This is a genomic window from Roseofilum capinflatum BLCC-M114 (genome assembly GCF_030068505.1).
Lineage (GTDB): Bacteria > Cyanobacteriota > Cyanobacteriia > Cyanobacteriales > Desertifilaceae > Roseofilum > Roseofilum capinflatum.
On the sequence record NZ_JAQOSO010000004.1, the window covers coordinates 22,867 to 46,205 of the forward strand.

Annotated in this window: 19 protein-coding genes, 2 tRNA genes and 1 pseudogene; 14 read left to right on the forward strand and 8 right to left on the reverse strand. The window is 47.2% G+C overall.

The genetic code is table 11. From position 1 onward, the window contains the following. Positions 1 to 24: 24 nt before the first annotated feature. Together PMG25_RS01365 and PMG25_RS01370 are read right to left on the reverse strand one after the other, a co-directional pair. The gene (locus tag PMG25_RS01365; RefSeq protein ID WP_283765121.1) at positions 25 to 1,224 is read right to left on the reverse strand and encodes a glutathione S-transferase family protein; all 1,200 of its coding nucleotides are present in this window, start codon (positions 1,222 to 1,224) and stop codon (positions 25 to 27) included. Positions 1,225 to 1,295: 71 nt separating this feature from the next. Then, positions 1,296 to 2,687: a BCD family MFS transporter gene (locus PMG25_RS01370; protein ID WP_283765122.1), complete on the reverse strand. Its 1,392-nt coding sequence runs from the start codon at positions 2,685 to 2,687 to the stop codon at positions 1,296 to 1,298. Between the two features lie 363 nt (positions 2,688 to 3,050). On the opposite strand from PMG25_RS01370, the gene PMG25_RS01375 reads away from it, so the two are divergent. From PMG25_RS01375 to PMG25_RS01410, 8 genes are all read left to right on the forward strand, one after another. Next, positions 3,051 to 4,037, forward strand: coding sequence for a sirohydrochlorin chelatase (locus PMG25_RS01375; RefSeq protein WP_283765123.1), 987 nt, complete (start codon positions 3,051 to 3,053; stop codon positions 4,035 to 4,037). After that, positions 4,034 to 4,258: a regulatory protein SipA gene (gene sipA / locus PMG25_RS01380; RefSeq protein WP_283765124.1), complete on the forward strand. Its 225-nt coding sequence runs from the start codon at positions 4,034 to 4,036 to the stop codon at positions 4,256 to 4,258. Before PMG25_RS01375 ends, sipA begins: the two co-directional genes overlap by 4 nt. Positions 4,259 to 4,448: 190 nt before the next feature. Further along, positions 4,449 to 4,522 (forward strand) — tRNA-Asp (locus PMG25_RS01385). Positions 4,523 to 4,734: 212 nt separating this feature from the next. Continuing rightward, on the forward strand, positions 4,735 to 5,160 hold the full coding sequence (locus tag PMG25_RS01390; RefSeq protein WP_283765125.1) for an Hsp20/alpha crystallin family protein: 426 nt from the start codon (positions 4,735 to 4,737) through the stop codon (positions 5,158 to 5,160). 186 nt (positions 5,161 to 5,346) lie between these two features. After that, on the forward strand, positions 5,347 to 7,260 hold the full coding sequence (dnaK, locus tag PMG25_RS01395) for a molecular chaperone DnaK (RefSeq protein WP_283765126.1): 1,914 nt from the start codon (positions 5,347 to 5,349) through the stop codon (positions 7,258 to 7,260). 268 nt (positions 7,261 to 7,528) lie between these two features. Beyond that, positions 7,529 to 8,182: a type II restriction-modification system restriction endonuclease gene (locus PMG25_RS01400; RefSeq protein ID WP_283765127.1), complete on the forward strand. Its 654-nt coding sequence runs from the start codon at positions 7,529 to 7,531 to the stop codon at positions 8,180 to 8,182. A gap of 1 nt (position 8,183) precedes the next feature. Next, positions 8,184 to 9,692 (forward strand): class I SAM-dependent methyltransferase, encoded by a 1,509-nt coding sequence (locus PMG25_RS01405; protein ID WP_283765128.1) that lies wholly within the window; start codon positions 8,184 to 8,186, stop codon positions 9,690 to 9,692. 10 nt (positions 9,693 to 9,702) lie between these two features. Continuing rightward, a complete protein-coding gene (locus PMG25_RS01410; protein ID WP_283755492.1) occupies positions 9,703 to 10,077 on the forward strand; it encodes a DUF423 domain-containing protein in 375 nt (124 codons plus the stop codon). 201 nt (positions 10,078 to 10,278) lie between these two features. Here PMG25_RS01410 and PMG25_RS01415 read toward each other — a convergent pair whose 3' ends face one another. Continuing rightward, positions 10,279 to 11,151, reverse strand: coding sequence for a 2-keto-4-pentenoate hydratase (locus tag PMG25_RS01415; protein ID WP_283765129.1), 873 nt, complete (start codon positions 11,149 to 11,151; stop codon positions 10,279 to 10,281). A 118-nt stretch (positions 11,152 to 11,269) separates the two neighbouring features. Here PMG25_RS01415 and PMG25_RS01420 point away from each other — a divergent pair, with 118 nt between their 5' ends. The 4 genes from PMG25_RS01420 (at position 11,270) to PMG25_RS01435 (ending at position 15,734) form a co-directional block, all read left to right on the forward strand. Next, on the forward strand, positions 11,270 to 12,058 hold the full coding sequence (locus tag PMG25_RS01420; protein ID WP_283765130.1) for a Uma2 family endonuclease: 789 nt from the start codon (positions 11,270 to 11,272) through the stop codon (positions 12,056 to 12,058). 119 nt (positions 12,059 to 12,177) lie between these two features. After that, positions 12,178 to 13,848: a CTP synthase gene (gene pyrG, locus PMG25_RS01425; RefSeq protein ID WP_283765131.1), complete on the forward strand. Its 1,671-nt coding sequence runs from the start codon at positions 12,178 to 12,180 to the stop codon at positions 13,846 to 13,848. A gap of 21 nt (positions 13,849 to 13,869) precedes the next feature. Continuing rightward, on the forward strand, positions 13,870 to 14,298 hold the full coding sequence (locus tag PMG25_RS01430; protein WP_283765132.1) for a hypothetical protein: 429 nt from the start codon (positions 13,870 to 13,872) through the stop codon (positions 14,296 to 14,298). A 200-nt stretch (positions 14,299 to 14,498) separates the two neighbouring features. Then, positions 14,499 to 15,734: an NAD(P)/FAD-dependent oxidoreductase gene (locus tag PMG25_RS01435; RefSeq protein WP_283765133.1), complete on the forward strand. Its 1,236-nt coding sequence runs from the start codon at positions 14,499 to 14,501 to the stop codon at positions 15,732 to 15,734. 111 nt (positions 15,735 to 15,845) lie between these two features. On the opposite strand, the gene PMG25_RS01440 is transcribed toward PMG25_RS01435, so the two are convergent. The 3 genes from PMG25_RS01440 to PMG25_RS01450 form a co-directional block, all read right to left on the reverse strand. Continuing rightward, on the reverse strand, positions 15,846 to 16,685 hold the full coding sequence (locus tag PMG25_RS01440; protein ID WP_283765134.1) for a hypothetical protein: 840 nt from the start codon (positions 16,683 to 16,685) through the stop codon (positions 15,846 to 15,848). A gap of 263 nt (positions 16,686 to 16,948) precedes the next feature. After that, on the reverse strand, positions 16,949 to 17,794 hold the full coding sequence (locus PMG25_RS01445) for a thiazole synthase (protein WP_283765135.1): 846 nt from the start codon (positions 17,792 to 17,794) through the stop codon (positions 16,949 to 16,951). A 74-nt stretch (positions 17,795 to 17,868) separates the two neighbouring features. Continuing rightward, a tRNA-Pro gene (locus PMG25_RS01450) sits at positions 17,869 to 17,942 on the reverse strand. 98 nt (positions 17,943 to 18,040) lie between these two features. On the opposite strand from PMG25_RS01450, the pseudogene lipA reads away from it, so the two are divergent. Together lipA and recJ are read left to right on the forward strand one after the other, a co-directional pair. After that, a pseudogene (gene lipA / locus PMG25_RS01455) lies at positions 18,041 to 18,922 on the forward strand (lipoyl synthase); the annotation flags it as partial. Between the two features lie 188 nt (positions 18,923 to 19,110). Then, the gene (gene recJ / locus PMG25_RS01460) at positions 19,111 to 20,895 is read left to right on the forward strand and encodes a single-stranded-DNA-specific exonuclease RecJ (RefSeq protein WP_283765136.1); all 1,785 of its coding nucleotides are present in this window, start codon (positions 19,111 to 19,113) and stop codon (positions 20,893 to 20,895) included. 43 nt (positions 20,896 to 20,938) lie between these two features. On the opposite strand, the gene PMG25_RS01465 is transcribed toward recJ, so the two are convergent. Then, positions 20,939 to 22,198: a TPM domain-containing protein gene (locus PMG25_RS01465; protein WP_283765137.1), complete on the reverse strand. Its 1,260-nt coding sequence runs from the start codon at positions 22,196 to 22,198 to the stop codon at positions 20,939 to 20,941. A gap of 16 nt (positions 22,199 to 22,214) precedes the next feature. Continuing rightward, the gene (locus tag PMG25_RS01470; protein ID WP_283765138.1) at positions 22,215 to 23,321 is read right to left on the reverse strand and encodes a tetratricopeptide repeat protein; all 1,107 of its coding nucleotides are present in this window, start codon (positions 23,319 to 23,321) and stop codon (positions 22,215 to 22,217) included. Positions 23,322 to 23,339: the final 18 nt, after the last annotated feature.

Here is a 23,339-nt window from a genome sequence, read left to right on the forward strand (position 1 = left end):
GCTTACGCTTGTCCGATCTAAAGTTTAGGACTGAAAATTGGCGGGGTCTTGGTCGCGGCGATCGCGAACCGAAATAGGTGGCCCTTGGCGATCGCCCACTAACGCGGCCGTGCTTTCCAGGGCTTCCCGTAACCGTTTAGCCGCATAAATGGACATATCCCTAGGCACACTAATGCGATCGCGTAAATAGCGTAACGCAGTATCTGAACCAGAGGGAGGCTTGCACTCTTCCCCGGTCATCAAGTGAGTTAAAGCACAGCGCAAGGCTTCATCAAACTGGCGATCGTCCCCTGGATTGACTCTAATAATCGAGTCACGATGCTTCAGAACCCGATGCAGAGCTTCTTTACGAGACGTTTCCGGTTCCGGATAGGTCACATCCGGCAGACCGAACCAAGGCCCGCGATCCACCCGTTTCTGATTCTCCTGTGCTTCCGGTTGCTTATTCGAGTGACATCCGCCCATTTGCGGAGGTAAATCATGGGCATGGGTATGAAAATCGCTTTGGGTTCCTCGGTATGTGGGCCGGGTTTCCATGGCATCAAACCAATCAGAAAAATGGGGATTTTCCGTTCGCAAGCTATACCCTTTGTAGTAGTATAAACTAGCATTCATGCGCTCAACATAGGGCGTGAAAATGATATCTACTGTGCCAAAATTCTCTAGGAAATAGGCCCCAGGGGTATTGCTCAGAGCTTTTTCAACTTCAGCAACGACTGCGGTAAACCGTTCTTTTTGTCGTTCATCGTCACGGGGCGATCGCATCGGATAGCATAGCCAACTACACCAAGCTCGAAACAGCAAGCGCTCTAATCTCCGTAGGGGAATCACCTCAGCATCCTTCATCCCTGCACTGTTCAGGGGGCCAAACTCTTTTTCTAGGGCAATTAAAATATCATCACTTTCCGTAATCAGTCGCCCATCCAACTCGATCGCCGGTAGCATCCCGGATCTAACAATATTTTTATACCATTGTTCCTTCGTCCCGTAACAGAACATCGTTACCTTGCGGATACGGTAAGGAATTTGCTTTTCCTCCAACCATAACCACACCTTTTGGCAGTAGGGACACCAAGCATGATGATCCCGATAAAGCGTCACCCGCACATCCGCTTCCGAATGACCAAAGAGGCGTAAATTCGATTGGGCATTGGTGGGGCCATTCACCCGATCGATCGTAAAATCAGTTAGGGTTTCCAGTTCTGTCCAGCTTAGAATACTCATAGGTAGGCAGAGGATAACAATAAAAGCAATAGTAACTCAGTTGATACTTTAATATTTCTGAAATAAATAGCTTATTCTAAATCTCCTTCCATGACTAGGGCGATCGCCTGTTTCGTGTTTTCCTGGAACTCGCGGATATTCACCCGACCCAAGAGCCAGGTCGCCGCAATTAAGCCCCCCGCTTGCACCACAAACACCAAACCATAGGAGAATACTGGCTCAGAAAACAGGGCTTTTCCTACATCTAAAACCGCTCCTCCTAACACCGTTGCCCCTCCTCTGGCCATTGCCTGGGCTAACCCCCAAGCACCGATAAAGGTTCCGGCAGTTTCCGCAGCCGTTAAATCGAGCATTAATCCGATCGCTCCAGCCGTCAAGACTCCAGAGGTTAAGCCAAATAGAAAGAGGCTCAACATCAGGGCTTTAGGATTACCCGTAAACCCAGAAAACAAGAGAAATCCTGAGCAAAATGCCGTCCCTACACAGCCACTAAAACAGGTGCGTTGTTTGCCTAAGTGAGGGGTAATCAAAAAGCCGGTGGAACCAATACCGATCAGGGTTCCCATACCAAAAAAGGCATTCAGTTGAGCGGTTTCTGAAATCTGCATCTGGAAGACTTCGCCTCCGTAGGGTTCCAACACCGGATCTTGCATAAACAAGCTGATGCTCATAAACAGAAGGAAGGTGAAAAAGATCCCGGTTTGGCGACTGGCGGTGAGAATTTTTAGGGCATTACCCAGGGTAATTTGATCTTCGCGGTTGGCGGCGGTGGTGCGATCGCCATACAACGAATATTTTTTCTCAATTCCTAACGTTCCCATCACTGCGAGGAAACAAACCAATGTGGGCACAATGATAAACAGCCGATTAATCGACGCTTGCAGGTCTTCCGGGGGAGAATCTAAGCCCAACTGTTTCAATAAACTGCTACTAATAATCGCCCCAACCACAATCCCCACCATTAACATAGACCAGACAATACTCACCAATTTAGAGCGATTACGGTCATCAGAGACATCAAATAAGAGGGCAGCAAAGGGGGTAGAACTGGCACTTAAAGCCAATCCATAGAATACAAAAACGATCGCCAATAAACCTGCCCAGCCATAGGTGGGGGTAGTCCAGCCTAGAGTAGCCGCACTATTGCCCAATTGCCAAACCACTTGCAAGGCGAGAAATGAAGTGGTGGTAAACAGCAGAGTCCCCATCCAAACATAGCCCGTGCGATGGTAACCGGCGATCGGTTTTGCGTCCGAGAGTTGACCAAACCAGATCCGTGCTGGCGAGACAAACTGATGGGCGGCGATCGCCCCAGACGCAATCAAAGCCGGGACTTTCAGCTCATCAATCATCACCCGATTAATCACCCCCAAGGTTAGCAGGGACATAATCCCTAAACCCATTTGAAAGAGTCCCAAGCGGAACATTGTCAATAGATTAATTTGGGATTTAGACTCACCCATTTTCATCATCCTGGTTGATCTTTTAACCTTAAGTAAACCTTAAATCTTTGCATGGGGCACAAAGAACCTAGAACAGCTAACCTCAGCGGTTATGCAACCGTTTGGCCTAGTCTTCTATGCCTAGAATACCGAATTGGGGGACGAATTGCTGCCTTGAGTTTCACAAACCATCCTCTATGATGAGTCATTGACTGGGTTGGTTGATGTCGGGGCAGGTTAACCCAATTGTGGCTCGTCCAAGCGAACTGTTGGTGAACCTGTCTCATACATCCCCGCAGATTTGACAATCCCCCACCCCTGCATAGCCCTATGCCATAGCCTTAACGTACTATGCCATAGGGTTATCGTATCTTACTAGCCATCATGCAACTTCAATCTAGACCGTCTTCAATTCAACTCTCTCCCTTGCCCATCAACCGCCCGTTGTTGATGATTGGCCATGGGAGCCGCGATCGCGAAGGGAGAGATGCATTTATCGATTTTGCGGCCGCTTACGAAGCCCTAGACCCCTCTCGGCCCGTGATTCCTTGTTTTTTGGAGTTAACAGAACCCACCATTTTAGAGGGGGTTAAACGCTGCGTAGAGCAAGGCTATACCGACCTTTCCGCTCTGCCGATTTTGTTATTCGCTGCCCGCCATAATAAATTTGATGTCACTAATGCCCTAGATGCGGCTCGCTTAGAATATCCACAAGTCAAATTTCACTATGGTCGACACTTTGGCATCACGCCCAGTATTTTAGAGTTATGGAGCGATCGCCTTTCCGCCCTCGATACCCCAGACTATCCCCGCGCTGATACCGTACTCCTGTTTGTCGGACGCGGATCGAGCGATCCTGATGCCAATGGGGATGTTTACAAGTTAGCTCGCATGGTGTGGGAAGGCAGTGGTTATCAAACCGTCGAAACCTGTTTCATTGGTATTACCCATCCCCGTTTAGAAGAAGGATTTCGCCGCGCCCGGCTCTATCAGCCCAAGCGGATTATCGTGTTACCCTATTTCCTATTCACTGGGGTATTGGTGAAGAAAATTGCCGACATCACCGCCCAACAACAGGAACAGTTTCCAGAGATTAACCATGTGTGCTTATCTGAGATGGGTATCGATCCTCATCTGATGCAGTTGGTGCGCGATCGCGAAATTGAAACCCAGTTGGGACAAGTACAGATGAACTGTGAGTTATGCAAATTCCGGTTAGCTGCCCTCGGTGATGGCGATCATTCCCATTCCCACGATCATGGACATCATCACCACCACGATCATCATCACGATCACGATCACGATCATCCCCCAATCGATCCCTATGCTGATCCCCAAGCCTACCATCAACGGATTTGGCAAGTGCCATGAGTGAAAACAAAACCTTTCAAGTGGGCGATCGGGTGCGCGTCATTGCCCTCCCTCCCTACGTCAAAACCGCCGAACCCATGCCCATGCTTCGCCCTCCCGATGTCATTCAACTGGGCGAAGAAGGCACAATTCTTGACTGTCGTCCTGGAGGATATTGGGGCGTTCGCTTTACCGGAGGCGCATTTTTAATGGATAGCCAATACATCGAAGTCGTCACCTGACGAAGAGGGGGGATGGGGAAGATGGGGAGACAAACTATTGCCTTTTGCCTTTTGCCTATTGCCTTTTGCCTTTTGCCCATTCCCCATTCCCCTCGCCCTGAGCGAAGTCGAAGGGCATTCCCAGAAAAAATTTTCCCATCCCCTTGACAAACCCCAAAAATCATGTAACTATGGATATTGGCTTACACAAGGGACTGTAGTTCAATTGGTTAGAGCACCGCCCTGTCACGGCGGAAGTTGCGGGTTCGAGCCCCGTCAGTCCCGTACAATACTCCAAATAACAAAATGCTTACCCGAAGATTCTGCAAACGCAGAATCGCTTAGGGCGTTTTTGTTTGAGTCTATCCCCCCATTCCCCCTACTTGGCGGAAAATGCGCCAACCCTGATACGGTTTGCCCTCCTGCCTGAAAGAGTTCCAGCCTTTAGGATGAGAACAGTAGAAATCACTGAACCCAAGGTTAACAGGAGGGCAACCATGATGATGCGCGTCCACCCGATAGAAAAAAACCCAATCTATCAACCAGCGATCGCCTGGAAAATCACATCAGAAGGTCTGATGCTGCAAGTGGAAGTACCGGGAATTCAAGCCGAAGATCTCGATATTGAAGCCACAGAAAAAACCCTAACCATCCAATGGACTCGCCGTCCTCATCCTGACTCGGTTGCCCTCTATTCCGAAGTGAAGTATGGGCAATTTCGGCGCTCTGTCGCCTTACCCTTTGAAATTGAGTGCGATCGCATTGAGAGCCAATTAAACCAAGGCATCTTAACCCTGAATCTACCCAAAAAGCAAAAACCCCAACCCGTGAAAATCACCTTGGGTACATCCACCCCCTCCCAACCCGAACCCACCCCCTTAGAAACTCCCGTGAGTCTAGAAGAAGACCCTTGGGCAGCTTAAACCCAACTGGGAAGCTCCCCAAGTTCGGTAAACCGCCCTTCATTGCCAGGGCAAACCCCCATCAGGATAGGTTAAGAGGTCTTTATACTGAGAACGGCCCACCTAACAAGCAAAACATTTATAGATCGCTCTCAGGCCCAGGCCGGAACCCCTAGTAGTTAGTAAAGTTGGAACGCAAAAACTCTTATGGCTAAAGTAGTTGGAATTGACTTAGGAACCACAAACTCTTGTGTAGCAGTAATGGAAGGGGGCAAACCCACCGTTATCGCCAACGCAGAAGGTGGACGCACCACCCCCTCCGTCGTTGCTTATGCAAAAAATGGCGATCGCCTCGTCGGACAAATCGCCAAACGCCAAGCCGTCATGAACGCCCAAAACACCTTCTATTCCGTTAAACGATTCATCGGACGGCGCTACGACGAAGTCGGAACCGAATCGACAGAAGTATCCTACGAAGTCCTCAAAGAAGGCAACAGCGTTAAACTCAACTGTCCGGCTGCTGACAAAAAATTCGCTCCTGAAGAAATCTCCGCCCAAGTCCTGCGGAAACTGGTTGACGATGCCAGTACATACCTGGGCGAAACCGTTACCCAAGCAGTAATCACGGTTCCAGCTTATTTTAACGACTCCCAACGGCAAGCCACCAAAGACGCAGGTAAAATTGCAGGGGTTGAAGTGCTGCGGATCATCAACGAACCCACCGCCGCATCCCTCGCTTACGGACTCGACAAAAAAAGCAACGAAACCATCCTCGTCTTTGACCTAGGGGGCGGAACCTTCGACGTATCCATCCTCGAAGTAGGCGACGGTGTATTTGAAGTCCTATCCACCTCTGGAGACACTCACCTCGGTGGAGATGACTTCGATAAAAAAATCGTCGATTATCTAGCCGCAGAATTCCAGAAAACGGAAGGCATTGACCTCCGCAAAGACAAACAAGCCCTGCAACGGTTAACCGAAGCAGCCGAAAAAGCCAAAATTGAACTCTCCAGCGTCACCCAAGCAGAAATCAACCTGCCCTTTATTACCGCTACCCAAGAAGGCCCCAAACATCTCGACTTGACCCTAACACGGGGTAAATTTGAAGACCTCTGTAGCGACCTGATTAAACGCTGTGCCATCCCTGTCGAAACCGCTCTCAAAGATGCCAAACTCGATAAAGCAGCCATTGATGAAGTCGTCCTAGTTGGGGGTTCCACTCGGATGCCTGCGGTTAAAGAAGTGGTCAAGAAAACCCTGGGTAAAGAACCCAACCAAACCGTAAACCCCGATGAAGTCGTTGCCGTGGGTGCTGCTATTCAAGGTGGGGTACTCGCTGGAGAAGTGAAAGACATTCTCCTGTTAGATGTAACCCCTCTCTCCCTTGGGGTTGAAACCCTCGGTGGTGTCATGACCAAAATTATTCCCCGCAACACCACCATCCCCACCAAGAAGTCCGAAACCTTCTCTACCGCAGTCGATGGTCAAACCAATGTAGAAATCCATGTGCTGCAAGGGGAACGGGAAATGTCCACCGACAACAAGAGCTTAGGAACCTTCCGCTTAGATGGTATTCCGGCTGCTCCCCGTGGTGTTCCCCAAATTGAGGTGACCTTTGATATTGATGCCAATGGTATCTTGAATGTCACCGCTAAGGATAAGGGAACCGGTAAGGCTCAGTCCATTAGTATCACCGGTGCTTCTACCCTGGATGACCGGGAAGTTGACCGCATGGTGAAAGAAGCCGAAGCCAATGCAGAAGCGGATAAGGAACGGCGCGAAAAAATCGATCGCAAGAACCAAGCCGACCAACTCTGTTATCAAGCCGAGAAACAAATGGAAGAACTCGGTGACAAAGTTCCTGCCGATGATAAAACCAAGGTTGAAGGACTGGTTAAGGACTTGCGCGAGGCCGTCGGCAAGGAAGATGATGAGAGCATCCAAACTCTGACCACTGAACTGCAACAAACCCTCTATAGCATTGGTAGCAGTGTGTATCAACAGGCAGGCGGTGATGAAGCAGGCGCACCCGGTGCAGATGCTCCCCCTCCTGGAGGTGATGCCGGTTCTGGTGGCCCCGACGATGATGTGATTGATGCGGAATTCTCGGAAACCAAGTAACTGAAATCATGAATTAAGTTACTCTAGACACAAGAGTAACCTGAAATAACCCCTCCTAGATCGTCATACCTAGGAGGGGTTTCTGGTTAGTGCTTTTAGCCGATCCATCCCTGACGCGATCGAGGCGGCGATCGCCTCCATCATAGCCTTCATCTGATATCGTTAATCATAGCGAGTCAGCATAGGTAAAGCTAATTCCTACATTAACCTAAGTTGTGCCTTTTTCCCCTAAGCTTAAGATAATTTACCAAATATTGATAGAGTCGTTATGCAACCCATCTTAACTCTTGATCTATTATGTCAAGAAGCAAAAAAGTTTGCTCAACTTGAGTCTAATCATCATGAATCTTCCCTCTATGGTGTTACCGATGGTAAAGCTCTCGGAACTTACTTCGAGCATAAGTTTCAAACTTATCTAGAAACCTGCTACACTTTTGAGCGAGGAAGTTCAGCCAAAGGTATGGATTTTCCGGGATTAAATGTAGATATGAAAGTAACCAGTTATCGGCAACCCCAATCCTCTTGTCCTTTCCAATCTGCACGTCAGAAAATCTATGGGTTAGGATATAACTTACTCATTTTTGTCTATGATAAGACCGATAACTCCAATACTAAAACCGGTCAACTGAAAATACTAAACTCAGTTTTAGTGACTGGAGAAAGGACAGCAGACTACCAAACAACGCGGGGAATCCAGCAACTCTTAGACAATGATGCTAACCTAGATGACTTACTCGCTTTCTTTGCCGAGCGGATGCTTCCTCTGGATGATATTCAAGCTCAACAACTAGCGGAAGAAATCATGCATCATCCTCCTGACTTAGGCTATTTAACCATTTCCAATGCCTTACAATGGAGGCTTCAGTATCGCCGTGTTATTGCCGAAGCAGGTAATATACCGGGAATTATTCGAGTTTTATAATATGACTATCAGTCAACAGACAAAAAAAGAATATGGTGATTTTCAAACTCCCTGGGAACTCAGTCATAAAATCTGTAAACTGTTGTATAATAAAGGCATTAAACCTCGATCAATTATTGAGCCAACTTGTGGTCAAGGCAATTTATTAATGGCTGCTATGGAATGGTTTGATTCTGTAGAAGTTGGTCTAGGATATGATATCAACGATCGGTATATCCAGCAAGTCAAAACTAAACTCTGCGATCAGCCTTATGCGGGTAAAATCAAAGTTGTTAACGCTAATTTTTTTGCTCTTGACTGGAAAAGTATCACCGCTCAATTGCCAGAACCGATATTATTTATTGGCAATCCTCCTTGGGCAACAAATTCTTTTTTGGGAGGTTTAGAGAGTGGCAATTTACCAGCAAAAAAGAACAGCGATCAATATTGTGGATTAGATGCACTTACGGGTAAAAGCAATTTTGATATTTCGGAATGGATGTGGCGCTATCTTCTAGACTCTCTAGGGAAAAAGTTAGGTTGGGTTGCCCTGCTGACTAAAACAGTTGTTGCTCGTAAAATTATCCAATATAGTTATAAACATCAGTTGCCAATTATGCAATCTAGCCTCTATATAGTTGACGCGAAAAAATATTTTCATGCTGCGGTAAGTGCAGGTCTACTTGTGTGTCATTTAGGTCAGGAAAAATCTAATTATAGTTGTTCGGTTTATGAAAACATTGAAAATCCAGTGAAGCAGTCAACTTTTGGTATCCATGAAGGACACTTAATTGCAGATTTAGCGAATTTCAATCAATGGCAGCATCTTCAAGGAAGGACGGTTTATCAATGGCGATCGGGGATTAAACATGACTGTGCTAAAATCATGGAAATGACGGGGAATTTTGCAGATCTTAAAAATGGATTTGGAGAACCAGTTAGTCTGGAAAATAATTATTTATATCCTCTGTTGAAAAGCTCGGATATTGCTCATCAGAAAAGCAGTTCGCGTTATCTCTTAGTGACTCAAAGTAAAGTGGGAGCAGAGACGAAATCTATTGCTATTCATGCCCCGTTGACTTGGCTGTATTTAAGTCAACATCAAGCGTTTTTTGATCGGCGTAAAAGCTCAATTTATAAAGGTAAACCCCCTTTTTCTATTTTTGGCGTTGGAGATTATTCCTTTGCTCCTTGGAAAGTGGCTATTTCAGGACTGTATAAAAAACTGGCTTTTTGTCTAATATCACCTCATGAAGGAAAACCAGTTATGCTGGATGATACTTGCTATTTTCTTGCTTGTCAGTCGCAATCCGAGGCTATTTTGCTGGAACATTTATTAAATTCAAAAGTTGCCCAAGAATTCTTGAGCGCTTTTATTTTCTGGGATGCCAAACGTCCGATTACTGCCTCGCTGCTTAATCGTCTGGATTTGTTTAAACTGGCAGATGAATTAGGTAAAGGTGAGGAATTAAGAGAGTATCATGACTTCTGTGATGGTTCACCTATAATTAAGGGAATGATGCAGAGATAGGAAAGTGGGAATGAGTCAAGTTTTTCTGACGCTAGGATCGAGTTTAGCGGCGATCGCCGTTGCCGGGGGCGCTTTTGCCTCCCATGCGCTCAAAGGACAACTGAGCGATCGCTCCCTGGAAATCTTTGAAACCGCCACCAAGTACCAAATGTATCACGCCCTCGGCATCATCCTCGTTGCCCTCTGGCTCTCTTCCCTGCCTACTGCTAATCCCTGGATGGTAACCGCAGGATGGGCATTTTTTGCCGGAATTCTCCTCTTTTCCGGTAGCTTATATGCCCTCAGCGTCACCGGAATTAAAATCCTCGGAGCCATTACCCCCTTGGGAGGAGTCGCCTTTTTAATCGGTTGGGGATGTTTAGCCGTTTCTGCGTGGATGAAATAAGTAATACAGCCCTAATTTAGGCGTTAGGGAGAGAGCTTAATTTAGGCGTTAGGGAGAGAGCTTAATTTAGGCGTTAGGGAGCGAGCTTAATTTAGGCGTTAGGGAGCGAGACGCTCCCACTCCAAAACAGGAGTGCGGGCATCTTGCCCGCTTCATAACCAATAACCAATAACTCATAACTCATAGCTCATAACTCATAACTCATAACTCATTCTCAAACCTTACCGAAACTTCCCCCAAACCCTCATATCGCGCTCGAATCATCATCGGCTCCTTCACCGGAGTTAGGGGGGTAATCGTTCCCAGCGATAACAAATCTCCCGGTTTGAGCTGAATTCCCGCAGCATTCAAATCCTCTTTCAGCCATAATACCGCTTGCAAGGGATGCCCTAACAGTGCCGCACTGCTGCCTTCCGATAACTTCTCTCCTGCACCATCTTCCATCACTACCGCAATTTCGCCTAAGCGCTTTTCCCATGCGGGAGTCGCTGCGAGTGCCACCGGTTCCCCCAAAACTCCTAACCTCGCTCCAGCATTGATGGCGACTAAGGCGGGGCCATTTAAGGGTACAGTGCGATCGTACATCAAATCCGCCAGCTCAATAAACGGAATCACCGCATCTAAACTTTCTAATACCTCTCGGTGAGTTGTCGCTTGATTAATCTTTTCATCTGCTACACGCACCATTAAATCAGCTTCAAATACCCCACGAGCGCCAAAGTTAACTGGAACCGTTGCCCCAGTAGAGAGTAACATTTGTTGTAATAACGTTCCCCGCACCGGATGGGAAACCCCAAAGCGCTCCTGAGCCACAGGACTCGTTAAAGCAGCTTTATAGCCGACAATGGGGCCAAGTTGGGGAATTAGGGCTTGTACCAATTGTTGCTGAAATTGGGCAGCTTGTTCTAAAGTCCAATGGGGGGCGATCGCCGAAACCGGAGTACGATTAAGATAATTCGTCACCAAACGCTCCACAGCACTCGGCATCGAACGCACCTCAGCCCAGACACTGCCGGTGAAGAGTATGCCCCCAGAAAATCCTACCAGTAGCGGTTTTCCTAATCGCCACACCATAATAATCTTCTCCAGTTTCTCCTGATAGCTTCAATATCTCACGTTTTGCCTAGAGAGGGGCGATCGCCACTTTCTCTACCATTGGCTATGATCGAAATAATTTCAACAAGTGTGAATTATGGTTTACAGCGATCGCAGCCACCCTTGGCAAAAACCCTTACCCACCATGTACGATCTCCCCAGTGAAGACCCGGAGGAACCCGGTTTGCCCGACGAATTCCACGACCTGCAACCCGCCCTCCTCAGCCAAACTTGTAAACCCGCCCAACACTGGCCCGATCGCTGCTTAACCGCCACCGATCTAAACTTATACTATGACTCCCGCCATACCAAGTGGTACAAACGTCCAGATTGGTTTTTAGTCCTCGATAATACTCCCTCCACCGACCAAGAAACGCTACGCTGGAGTTACGTCATCTGGCAAGAAGGAGTCATTCCCTACCTCGTCGTCGAACTCCTCTCTCCGGGAACCGAAACAGAAGACTTAGGACTCACCCAGCGCAAAAGTGGAAAGCCTCCCACAAAATGGGAAGTCTATGAACAAATATTACATATCCCCTATTATGTCGTTTATGACCGCTATCAAAACCGGTTGCGAGCGTTTCGCTTACAAGGCGCACGCTACCAAGAACAGCTACTTCCCGATCGCCGCATCTGGTTTAATGAGTTAGACCTAGGCTTAGGCCTATGGCAAGGCATCTATGACTACAGAGAAGGACTCTGGCTCCGGTGGTATGATGCCCAAGGAAACTGGATACCCACTCCCAGCGAGCAACTCCAAGAAAGGGACGAGGAGCTAGAGCAACTACGCCAACGCGCTCAAGATGCTGAACAGAAAGCCGAGCAACTTGCAGCCTATATCAAGTCTCTAGGACTCAACCCAGAAGACATCAACCCTCCAGATTAAGGATCAATAATGGAGTAATCCCTATTCCCTATTCCCTCACCTTCTGCAAGAAGTCTAATGATCGATCGCGATATGGCACAATAAATGGGAAGCGCAAGAAGTAGGGTAGAGTTCGGGAAATGACCAAGTTCGTATTTGTCACCGGGGGTGTAGTTTCCAGTATTGGCAAAGGAATTCTTGCCGCCAGTTTAGGACGACTGCTCAAATCACGAGATTATTCCGTCTCCATTCTCAAACTTGACCCCTATATTAATGTAGACCCCGGCACGATGAGTCCCTTTCAGCATGGGGAAGTCTTCGTCACCGAAGATGGCGCAGAAACTGACCTCGACTTGGGACACTACGAGCGCTTTACCGACACCTCCATGTCTCGCCTCAATAGTGTCACCCAAGGCTCCATCTATCAAGCTGTCATTAATAAAGAGCGTCGGGGAGACTACCAAGGGGGAACCGTACAAGTCATTCCCCACATTACCCACGAAATCAAAGCACGCATTCACCGCGTCGCTCGCAACTCCACCCCCGACGTACTCATTACCGAAATTGGCGGAACCGTTGGTGATATTGAATCTCAACCCTTCTTAGAAGCCATTCGCCAATTCCGTAAAGATGTAGGGCGAAATCAAGTTATCTATATCCATGTTACCCTGGTTCCCTGGATTCCTTCGGCTGGAGAAATGAAAACCAAACCCACCCAGCACTCCGTGAAAGAATTGCGCTCGATTGGCATTCAACCTGATATTTTAGTCTGTCGCTGCGATCGCCCCCTACCCGACTCCCTAAAATCCAAAGTCTCCGAATTCTGCGATGTTCCTGTAGAATGCGTCATCCCCGCTCAAGATGTCAGCAGTATCTACGAAGTCCCCTTAAGAATGGAACAAGAAGGGTTAGCCACCCAAGTCATCGACCGACTGCGCTTAGAACAGCGTCCTCCCCAGCTCCAGAAATGGCAAAGCCTCGTCCAGTGTCTCTCTAATTCTACTCGCTCCCTAGACGTGGCGATCGTCGGTAAATATATCCAGCTCACCGATGCCTACCTTTCCGTCATTGAAGCCCTACGCCACGCCGCCATTACCATTCAGTCCCATGTTAATATTCGCTGGGTTAACTCAGAAGACTTAGAACAAGACGGATATGAACAACATCTCCAAGGTATCCATGGCTTAATTGTCCCTGGAGGCTTCGGTATTCGCGGCGTAGATGGCAAAATTCAAGCCGTAGAATATGCCCGCGTTCATCAAATCCCCTTTCTGGGTTTATGCTTAGGAATGCAATGTTGCGTCATCGAATGGGCGCGAAATGTAGCCAGCTTAACCCATGCCCATAGTGCCGAATTTGAACCCAAAACCCCCAACCCCGTCATTAACTTACTACCCGAACAAGAAGATGTAGTAGACTTAGGCGGAACCATGCGTTTAGGACTCTATCCTTGCCGCATTTTGCCCAATACCTTAGCGGCCCAACTCTATCAAAAAGAAGTCATTTATGAACGTCATCGCCATCGCTATGAATTTAATAATGCCTATCGCAACCTTTTGTTAGAAACCGGATATGTCATTAGTGGAACTTCTCCCGATGGGCGGTTAGTAGAAATCGTCGAATATCCTCAACATCCCTTCTTTATTTCCTGTCAATTTCATCCTGAATTTCAATCTCGTCCTAGCCATCCCCATCCCCTCTTTCAAGGGTTTATTCAAGCAGCCCAAAACTATAGAGGAGAACCTTTAGAAACGCCAGAACTACAGCAAGATTCTGCTCTTGAAACTCCACTTCCAGCCAATTTAGTGTAAGCATCATCTGGAGGTAAACCGGTGGCATTTTGGGCTAAAATTCCATTTGAACGTCAGATTTATGTGATCGATTTAGACCGCATTGATACCTTTATTTGTGCCACTAATGGTAAAATTTCCTTTTGGTTACCCGACAGTCATACCCCCATTGTTCTGACTCCCCAAGGCGACTCTGAAAGTTACTCAAAAGTGCAAAAGTATATTCATCACTGTTTAGATAGTCGTAAGGATAAGAATTGGCTCAAGTTTCACTATGAACGCAATGATTATTTTATTAATCTGATTCAAATCAGTCTATTTGCCTATCATCCAGGGAATAAAAAGCTCACTTTTTGGTTGCCCAATAGTCAGACAGAAATTGTTTTACATCCGAAAAATAACGAGCAAGCTTATCATGAAGTCATTGAGTATATTCGAGAACAAACTCATTATTCCTTGGATGAGGAATGATGGATGGGTAATGGGTAATAGGGAATAGGGAATAGGGAATAGGGAATAGGGAATAGGGAATAGGGAATAGGGAATGGGCAAGAGGAGGAAATACTTAAAATTGAATTCAAGAGGTTTCTTTATCTTTTCTTAAATTTTAATGGGTAAAGATTGCGTTATTATGGTAACCCAAAAACTATTTCAGTATAGATCGAGAAATTATGGCAAATTCAACCCATCATCAAATCGTAATTGTGGGCGGAGGTTCGGCAGGAATTACGGTAGCAGCTCAACTGTTAAATGCAAACTCTAGTTTGGATGTGGCGATTATTGAACCGTCAGACAAGCATTATTATCAGCCCGCTTGGACATTAGTGGGTGGAGGAGCCTATGCTGCTGAAGATACGGAGAAACCGGAAAAGGAATGTATTCCAGAAAAAGCGACTTGGATTAAAGCTTATTGTCAGGAATTTAAACCGGATAAAAATCAAGTCATTACCCAGGATGGAGCGATAATTTCTTATGATTATTTGGTGGTTTGTCCGGGGCTGCAAATCCATTGGGAATGGGTGGAAGGATTGCCGGAAACGTTAGGTAAAAATGGGGTTTGTAGTAATTATGCTTTTGAGCAAGCCCCGAAAACTTGGGAGATGATTCGCAATTTTAAGGGCGGGACAGCCATTTTTACTTATCCAGGGACGGCGATTAAATGTCCTGGTGCGCCCCAGAAGATTATGTATTTAGCGGATGAAGCATTCCGGAAAAATGGGGTTCGCGATCGCTCGAAGATCATGTATTGTACAGCAACAGGGGGAATTTTTGGGGTTCCTGCCTATGCCAAACCCTTGATGGAAATTGTGAACCGCAAAGATATTGAGATGAAAGTTAAATATAACCTGAAAGCGGTTAAAACTAACCCCAAAGAGGCGATTTTTGAGGTGACGACAGATGAGGGAGTGGAGTCAGTAAGTATTCCCTTCGATCTGCTCCATGTGAGTCCACCGATGAGCGCTCCTGATTTTATTAAGAATAGTCCTTTAGCGGGTACGGAAGGGGCGGCTAAAGGGTGGATCGATGTAGATAAGTTTACCCTCCAGCATAATCGCTATGCGAATGTGTTTGGTTTGGGGGATGCGTCTTCTTTGCCTACGTCGAAAACGGCGGCGGCTGTGCGTTCAGAAGCGCCGGTGGTGGTGAAGAATTTGTTGGCTCTGATGGAGTCTAAATCGTTGAATAGTCAGTATGATGGTTATGCTTGTTGTCCGTTGGTGACGGGGTATGGCAAGGTGATTTTTGCTGAGTTTGATTATGATAAGAATCCGAGTCCGACGTTTCCTCTCGATCCGATGGAGGAACGCTATAGTATGTGGTTGCTGAAACGCTATGGGTTGCCGTTCCTGTACTGGAACCGGATGCTCAAGGGTAAGAATTTTGAGCGATCGCTGCTGAAAAAATAGGTAATATAATTCTTCTGTCTCTCATGCGGTATAGTCCTCACCCCCAACCCCCTCTCCCACGGGAGAGGGGGCTTTCCAGCCCCAAAATACCTACATTCGGGGTTATCCTCTTTAATTACTGCGATCGGCCCAGATCATAGCTGAATTGGCATTCTCATCGTAAGTAATCACCCGCTCCTGTGCCGCTCCATAGTTTTCACTATCCTCTGGCACTTGATCCATAAGATCTCGTGCTTGCTGCCATTGACTCGCCACTTCTTCCCACTCAGCACGGGTGCTTGCCGTTTGTGCGAGTTCAGCAGCGCTCGTAGCGATATTAATACCATCTCTCCAAGGGTTGGTAGAAGCAGGGGGAACGGATGCAGGACTTTCAGGGACGGCTTCCGGTTCTGTCGTTTCCGTGGTGGTTTGCTCAGGAGCCGTTTCTGGAGCAGTTGCCGGGGTGATGGGGGCTGGAGAGGGACGCAGGAAAAACCACCAAACCGCGCCACCAATCAGAGCAATAATGGGGATAGCTAATAAAGGTAAGAACTTATTAGCCCCTGATTTTTTCGGCTCTTCAGATTCATCTGGCTCTGGCTCTAGAGGCTCTGCACCATCAAGATCGTTATCATTATAAGAATTCATATCATCATCGGGATCGTCAAGGGCAAAGTTCGGTAAATCGTCCTCATCGTCCTTCCCTTGCAAGAGATCAATAGTTTCACTCCAACTCGGTTTTTTAGCTCCTATTTGGCGGCCATAAATTTGTAGGGTAGGGAAGGAGTCAATACCCATATTGAGGATTTCGTCATGAACGATCGCCGCATATTCTTCCTGTTCGGGTATCGTTTCCCCTTCCAGGAGGATATGTAAACAGCCTTCTTTAACCAGTGCTTTAGCGGTAACCCCTTGGGGTTGTAGGACACTGTTAAGAGCCTCGGTGATCTCTGCTGGATTAGGTTGTGCCATGGCGCTGATTACCCTGAACCGGTTGAATGTGGACAAGGAGGGGTGAGACAGAAAATGGCCACTCAGGTTAGGTCTTTCCCTGGCCATGCCATTTCTACTCGCGTCAATGGTAGCAGAGTTTGAGTCTCTGTGGGAGTTTTTTCGCTCCCTATCCCCACGGGGTGAAGAAACCGTGGGGTAGGTCGAGTTAAGGAACGTTTCGCTTAAGCCGTTCCTCTAGTCCCCTGTCCTGTTCCAGGCAATGCCATGAAATCAATTGAGGTTTAGTTGATTGTACCGGTTAGGGGAGAACTGGCGCTGGCATAGGCCTTAATGGGAATTCGCCCGGCAACTGCGGCAACTCGTCCGGCTTCTGTGGCCAACCGGAAAGCATGGGCCATAGCCGGAGGATTTTCGGATTGGGCGATCGCCGTATTAATCAATAAAGCATCAGCGCCCATCTCCATCGCTGTTGCTGCTTCTGAAGGCGTACCGATACCGGCATCCACAACAACCGGCACAGTCGCATTTTCGATAATAATGCCAATATTTGCCCCATTCTTAATCCCTTGTCCAGAACCAATAGGCGACCCCAAAGGCATCACGGTAGCGCAACCGATTTCTTGCAAACGTTTGGCCAGCAAGGGATCGGCATTAATATAGGGCAAAACGGCGAATCCTTCTTTCACCAGTTGCTCGGCCGCTTCCAAAGTCCCGATGGGATCGGGGAGCAAATATTTAGGATCGGGAATCACTTCTAACTTGATAAAATTATTATCTTCCTGACCCAGTAGTTTGGCCATTTCGCGCCCCAGTCGGGCAACTCGCACGGCATCTTCTGCGGTTTGACAGCCAGCAGTATTGGGTAACATCCAGATCTTTTGCCAATCAATGGCTTCCGCTAATCCTTCATGGCCAGGGGCGTTCGTTTGTACCCGCCGCACTGCCACCGTTACAATTTGGCAACCACTGGCAACAATGCTCTGTTGCATTTCGGTAAAGGAGCGATATTTACCTGTGCCAGTCATTAGGCGCGAGTTAAAGGTTTTGCCAGCAATTTCTAAGGGGGAATCTCCTGGGATGTCAGGATCAGCTTGTTGTTGAGAAATACTCGGATCGAGGGTTTGCATGGTTGGATATAACGTTGGACAATTGTTTAGCTTAACGGTTCTTTTCCCGTTATTGAGGGGGGATAGGATTTGAATCGGGATGACAGGATTTGAACCTGCGGCCCCCTCGTCCCGAACGAGGTGCGCTACCAAGCTGCGCTACATCCCGGTAAACTATGTAGGTTATCCGATGATAACATGCGATCGCCCCATTGAGGTAAAAATTCCCCAATCTTGTTAGGATAAACGTCAGTAACTCAACACAGGAAAAAGAGTACGGTGACGGTTAAACCAGATTGGCTCAGGGTTAAAGCTCCCCAATGGCAGCGAGTGGGTGACGTGAAAACGACCCTCCGCGATTTAGGCCTCAATACAGTTTGCGAAGAAGCGTCCTGTCCTAACATCGGTGAATGTTTCAATGCCGGTACAGCGACCTTTCTAATTATGGGGCCCGCTTGTACAAGGGCTTGTCCCTATTGTGATATAGACTTTGAGAAAAAGCCCCAACCCCTTGACCCCACTGAACCCCAACGGTTAGGGGAAGCGGTACATCGGATGGGACTCAAGCATGTGGTAATTACGGCGGTTAATCGGGATGATTTACCTGATGGGGGGGCCAGTCAATTTGTCCGTTGTATTGAGGCTGTCCGCGCCTTGATGCCCCAAACCACGATTGAAGTATTGATTCCGGATCTCTGTGGTAATTGGCAGGCTCTAGAGACGATTTTGAACGCTCGTCCAGAGGTTCTCAACCATAATACAGAAACCGTTCCTCGGCTGTATCGGCGCGTTCGTCCCCAAGGGAATTATCAGCGTTCTTTGGAGGTTTTAAGGCGATCGCGACAACTCTCCCCCCAAATCTACACCAAATCAGGGATCATGGTTGGACTCGGGGAAACCGATGAAGAGGTGCGCCAAGTGATGGCCGAGTTACGTGAAGTAGACTGCGATATCCTCACTATCGGTCAATATCTGCAACCGACTCCCAAACATTATCCCCTGAACCGGTTTGTCCCTCCCGAAGAATTCGACGCTTGGCGCGTATTCGGAGAATCATTAGGCTTTCTGCAAGTCGTCTCTTCTCCCCTGACTCGGAGTTCCTACCATGCTGAACAAGTCCAAGACTTGATGAAGCAAGCACCCAGATAACCCCTGAATCTCTGGGTGATTTTCTCAGGCAACCGTAAATCAGCACCCTTGGTGGGCAGGATCTGCTTGTAGACTTGTAGAATTTGAATCATATTGCCGCCTTTTCCTGCCCACCCTACCGGCCAATGACGGGGTTTGAGACCCAGGAATGATAGGCTAAACCCAGATGTATCTGGCATCACGGTTTGATGGATAGTCCCAATTTTGCTCGCTCTTCCTCCACACCTAGCCCCAAAACCTTAACCCGACGTTTGGGAACGGTGGCTCGAACGCCTCAGCAACGATGGCAAATTTTTCAGCCTGCTCCAGAGGTTGAACACTTTGCCCAACAGGTGAATTTATCTCCGTTAATTGCCCAGGTATTGCACAATCGAGGGATTGAAACTCTGGAGGAAGCCCAAAGATATCTTAATCCGGATCAACTGCAACTTCCCCATCCCTTGGCAGAATTCCCCGATTTACAAAAAAGTGTGGCGTTGCTGAAAGAGGCGATCGCCCAAAGACAAAAAATTGCTATCTGTGGAGATTATGATGCCGATGGTATGACCAGTACCGCCCTCTTATTACGCAGCTTGAAGCATTTAGGCGCTCAGGTCGATTATGCCATTCCCAGTCGCATGAGCGAAGGCTATGGAATTAATCGCCGCATTGTAGAAGAGTTTCACCAAGACGGGATAGAGATTATTCTCACGGTAGATAATGGAATTGCGGCCTATGATCCCATTGCACGGGCCATTGAATTAGGCTTAACGGTGATTATTACCGATCACCACGAACTACCCAGCCAATTACCGCCAGCAACAGCTATTTTAAATCCTAAACTCTTACCAGTTACCTCTCCCTACGCTTCAGTGGCCGGAGTTGGGGTAGCCTACATTCTTGCCATTACTTTAGCCCAAGAGTTAGGACAGGCCAAAGCCATTTATCCCCTTTGTTTAGAATTATTCACATTAGGTACGATCGCCGATCTTGCACCCTTAACCGGGGTGAACCGTCGTTGGTTAAAGCGGGGATTAAGTCGTTTACCCCATTCCGAATTAGCCGGAATACAAGCTTTAATTCAAGTCTCTGGAGTCAACGATCGCCAGAAAACCTTGAAACCCGAAGATATTGGCTTTCGTTTAGGGCCGAGGATTAATGCGATCGGACGCTTATCCGATCCACAAATTGTTATCGAATTATTGACCACCGATGAACCCGGAATTGCCCTAGAACAGGCGATGAAATGCGAACAAATTAATCGCCGTCGGCAAGAACTCTGCGAACAGATTACCCAGGAAGCGATTGAGATCATTGAACCACAAAAAAAATCTCTTTATGATGACCGAGTATTGCTCTTAGTTCAACCCGGTTGGCATCATGGAGTGATTGGCATTGTCGCTTCCCGTTTAGTCGAGCGATATGGGGTTCCCGTCTTTATTGGCACTCATGAAGATGAAGATTGCATCCGGGGTTCAGCACGGGGGATTCCGGAATTTCATGTGTTTGAAGCCTTAGAATATTGTGATTCTGTGTTGGGCAAATATGGAGGACATAAAGCGGCTGGAGGCTTTTCCTTACCCCGGAAAAACTTAGACCTTTTTCAAGCACAACTGAGCGAGTTTGCCCATCACTGTTTACAACCGCAATGGTTGAAACCCTTAGTCCGCATTGATGGGTTAGCCGAGTTTAGCCAATTAGATCTAGATTTATATCATCAAATCGATCGCTTACATCCCTGTGGCATCGAAAATGATTTACCCATTTTCTGGACTCCAGATGTGCGAATTTTGGAACAAAAAATCGTAGGGAAAGGCCATATTAAGCTAACCTTAACAGAAGAAAAATCTAAACGAATCTTAAAGGCGATCGCCTGGCGTTGGCACGACTATTTTCCCCTGCCATCGAGATTAGATATCGCCTACAGCTTGCGCGAGAATACTTGGAATGGAAATACAACCCTAGAACTAGAGTTAGTGGGGGCAAGGATTTAGCAGCAGGCTTGGGCAGGTGCTTTGGGCAATAGAGGCAACCGATTTAAAAGTCTGCACCTCCCCCTCCTCCGTCACTACTTCCCCCACCAAAATCACTACTACTTGAATCACTGCTGCTCTGATCGCTACTACTTGAATGGGAGCTATAATCTGCACTCGATGAAGTAGAAGACGAGCTGTTTCTTCCTCTAGATCGATGGGATGAAGAGCGAGAACGTGAAGATTTGAGTAAATGACGAGGAAAAGCAGCCACCAGCCCTAAAAAAGTAGTCATAATCAATGTTAACTTGAACAGTCCAATGTAGTTAACCAAGACCTGGGTTACCCTGCGAAAATAGGCAATCAAGTCCGGTGTCAGGATCGGTTCTTTAAGACCTATACCTTGATTGAGCAGCACCCAGACAATCAATAGCAAAATGAACTGAATGATTTTTTCTTTTAACCAGACGGATTTTTGTTTAGATTTTGTCCAATCGTAACTCAAGCCACAAATGGCATTGAGCAATAGTAAATATCCGAGGTAGCTCGGTAGAACCGAGCCGGGATATCGAATAATTGAAACGTAGATTAAAGGACTGTAGAGAATGAAGGTAAGACTAAAAACGGTAATACATTGAGATAGGGTAATATGGGTAGGGATTCTATAACGATTCCTCTTAGCCTCTACGCCAAAAAAGATAAGCCCAGTACATCCAGCGATCGCTGATAGCATCATGAGGGGACGAGGTAAGGTCGAAATAGAGAAAGGATTGCCTTGCAAATGCTTGACGATCGCCTGGGTTCCCACTAAAACCCCTCGATCGTAACGATTCTGTTTTAAGTGGGGGACAATGTTGTGTTTCAGAATCTCTTGTACTTGGCGATCGGGTAAACGTTGGCTTAACCCTGTACCGGTTTCAATTTCTACTCGCCTTTCTTCTACGGCAACTAACAATAAAACCCCATTATTGCTTTGAGCTTTTCCAATTCCCCAGAGATTAAACAACTCTGTGGCAAAGGCTTTCGGTGTGGGTGAAGGGGAAGTATCGGGAACGGTAACGACTGCAATTTCAGCACGAGTGTTCTGCTCTAAATCGGTAATCATTTGATTGAGTTTATTTTCAGCATTTTCGCTGATGACATTAGCCATGTCTGTCACCCAACCGCCATGGGTTTGTCTGGGGTTAGGCACTTCATGCACAGTTACGGCTAAAGTGGAAAAAGTGGAACCCCAAAACATCACCGGAAAAAGCCAAACCGATAGACTCAAAAGACCGATCCAACACAGATGAATGATCTGAGATCGTTGAGGCCAAGAAGTCATGAGATTAAAATAAGAATTATTCTAAAAGGCGTAATGCTTTACGAATCTCTTCGAGTTTCTGGGTATATCCTAACATTTCATATCCCTGTTGGGCTTCGGTGAGCCAATGGAGGGCTTGGGGGCGATCGCCCATAGCTTGGTAAACTTGTGCCAGATTATAGGAAATTTCGGCTCGATCTTCTAAATTATCTGAAGCGATCTGATTCAACCCTTGCTGATAATACTCTTGAGCGAGAGGAACCAGCCCCAAATTAAATAAATATAAATCTCCTAATTCTCGGTAGATGCTGGCTCCCCCGATCCCGTGACTCACAACTGCTTCTAAATGTTCGATCGCCTCAGCCATTAGGTTAAAGTTCAAATACAACCGTGCTAAAGCTAGATGTTCAGACACCGGATCGAGGGACTGTTGCTGAATTTCGGCTTCTTTTAAGGAGAATTCAGCTTGTTTTTCCGGCTCTAGAATTTGGAAATGAATGCCTCCAGCCATCGGTTGTGCATCGAGAGAGGAAGCGCCGCGATCGGTCTCAATGTGTAAAGTATAACTGATTCCAGGTTCCAGAGGGCGATCTCCACCATAGACGGCTTGATTTTCTTCTACTGTGGTGCGCCAAATTTCTACCCCATCCCCTTTCAAAATGACGGTATACGTTTCGCTATCGGGGACTGAATGCCAACGCAAGCGAGGCGTTGGGTTGATCAGATATGTGCGCCGAGGACTGATAATATAGGGCACATCAGCATAGAGTTGAAAATCTTTATCGCCTCGATGGGGGCAACCATAGGAATCCGTAGAACATTCAGGATCGTTGGTAGCTGTATCATTGTTACTGATGCAAGTATTCGGCTGAGTTTCTCCTGGGGCGATCGCCTGCCAAGCTAAATTCAAACATTGTACCAACACCGAACCCTCCGTTGCTAGGACGCGATCGCCAGCAAATACCGGCATTCCTAATTGAGCCGTAACTCTACGTCCATCTTGGCGCTCAAGTTGCCCTGTCCCTTCTACCTGCACGATCCAACCATTAGGCAATTCATTATTCGCAGCCAAGGCCATGGGGGTAAAACTCAATACTCCAGCACTCAAGAGGGGAGTGAGTAGTAGGTCTCTCTTGACGTTCATAGCTTTATTCGGTGAAGA

Coding starts and splice junctions, on each gene's coding strand:
- PMG25_RS01365 (WP_283765121.1), bottom strand. CDS start 1,224: ATGAGTATTCTAAGCTGGACAGAACTGGAAACCCTAACTGATTTTACG.
- PMG25_RS01370 (WP_283765122.1), bottom strand. CDS start 2,687: ATGGGTGAGTCTAAATCCCAAATTAATCTATTGACAATGTTCCGCTTG.
- PMG25_RS01375 (WP_283765123.1), top strand. CDS start 3,051: ATGCAACTTCAATCTAGACCGTCTTCAATTCAACTCTCTCCCTTGCCC.
- sipA (WP_283765124.1), top strand. CDS start 4,034: ATGAGTGAAAACAAAACCTTTCAAGTGGGCGATCGGGTGCGCGTCATT.
- PMG25_RS01390 (WP_283765125.1), top strand. CDS start 4,735: ATGATGATGCGCGTCCACCCGATAGAAAAAAACCCAATCTATCAACCA.
- dnaK (WP_283765126.1), top strand. CDS start 5,347: ATGGCTAAAGTAGTTGGAATTGACTTAGGAACCACAAACTCTTGTGTA.
- PMG25_RS01400 (WP_283765127.1), top strand. CDS start 7,529: ATGCAACCCATCTTAACTCTTGATCTATTATGTCAAGAAGCAAAAAAG.
- PMG25_RS01405 (WP_283765128.1), top strand. CDS start 8,184: ATGACTATCAGTCAACAGACAAAAAAAGAATATGGTGATTTTCAAACT.
- PMG25_RS01410 (WP_283755492.1), top strand. CDS start 9,703: ATGAGTCAAGTTTTTCTGACGCTAGGATCGAGTTTAGCGGCGATCGCC.
- PMG25_RS01415 (WP_283765129.1), bottom strand. CDS start 11,151: ATGGTGTGGCGATTAGGAAAACCGCTACTGGTAGGATTTTCTGGGGGC.
- PMG25_RS01420 (WP_283765130.1), top strand. CDS start 11,270: ATGGTTTACAGCGATCGCAGCCACCCTTGGCAAAAACCCTTACCCACC.
- pyrG (WP_283765131.1), top strand. CDS start 12,178: ATGACCAAGTTCGTATTTGTCACCGGGGGTGTAGTTTCCAGTATTGGC.
- PMG25_RS01435 (WP_283765133.1), top strand. CDS start 14,499: ATGGCAAATTCAACCCATCATCAAATCGTAATTGTGGGCGGAGGTTCG.
- PMG25_RS01440 (WP_283765134.1), bottom strand. CDS start 16,685: ATGGCACAACCTAATCCAGCAGAGATCACCGAGGCTCTTAACAGTGTC.
- PMG25_RS01445 (WP_283765135.1), bottom strand. CDS start 17,794: ATGCAAACCCTCGATCCGAGTATTTCTCAACAACAAGCTGATCCTGAC.
- recJ (WP_283765136.1), top strand. CDS start 19,111: ATGGATAGTCCCAATTTTGCTCGCTCTTCCTCCACACCTAGCCCCAAA.
- PMG25_RS01465 (WP_283765137.1), bottom strand. CDS start 22,198: ATGACTTCTTGGCCTCAACGATCTCAGATCATTCATCTGTGTTGGATC.
- PMG25_RS01470 (WP_283765138.1), bottom strand. CDS start 23,321: ATGAACGTCAAGAGAGACCTACTACTCACTCCCCTCTTGAGTGCTGGA.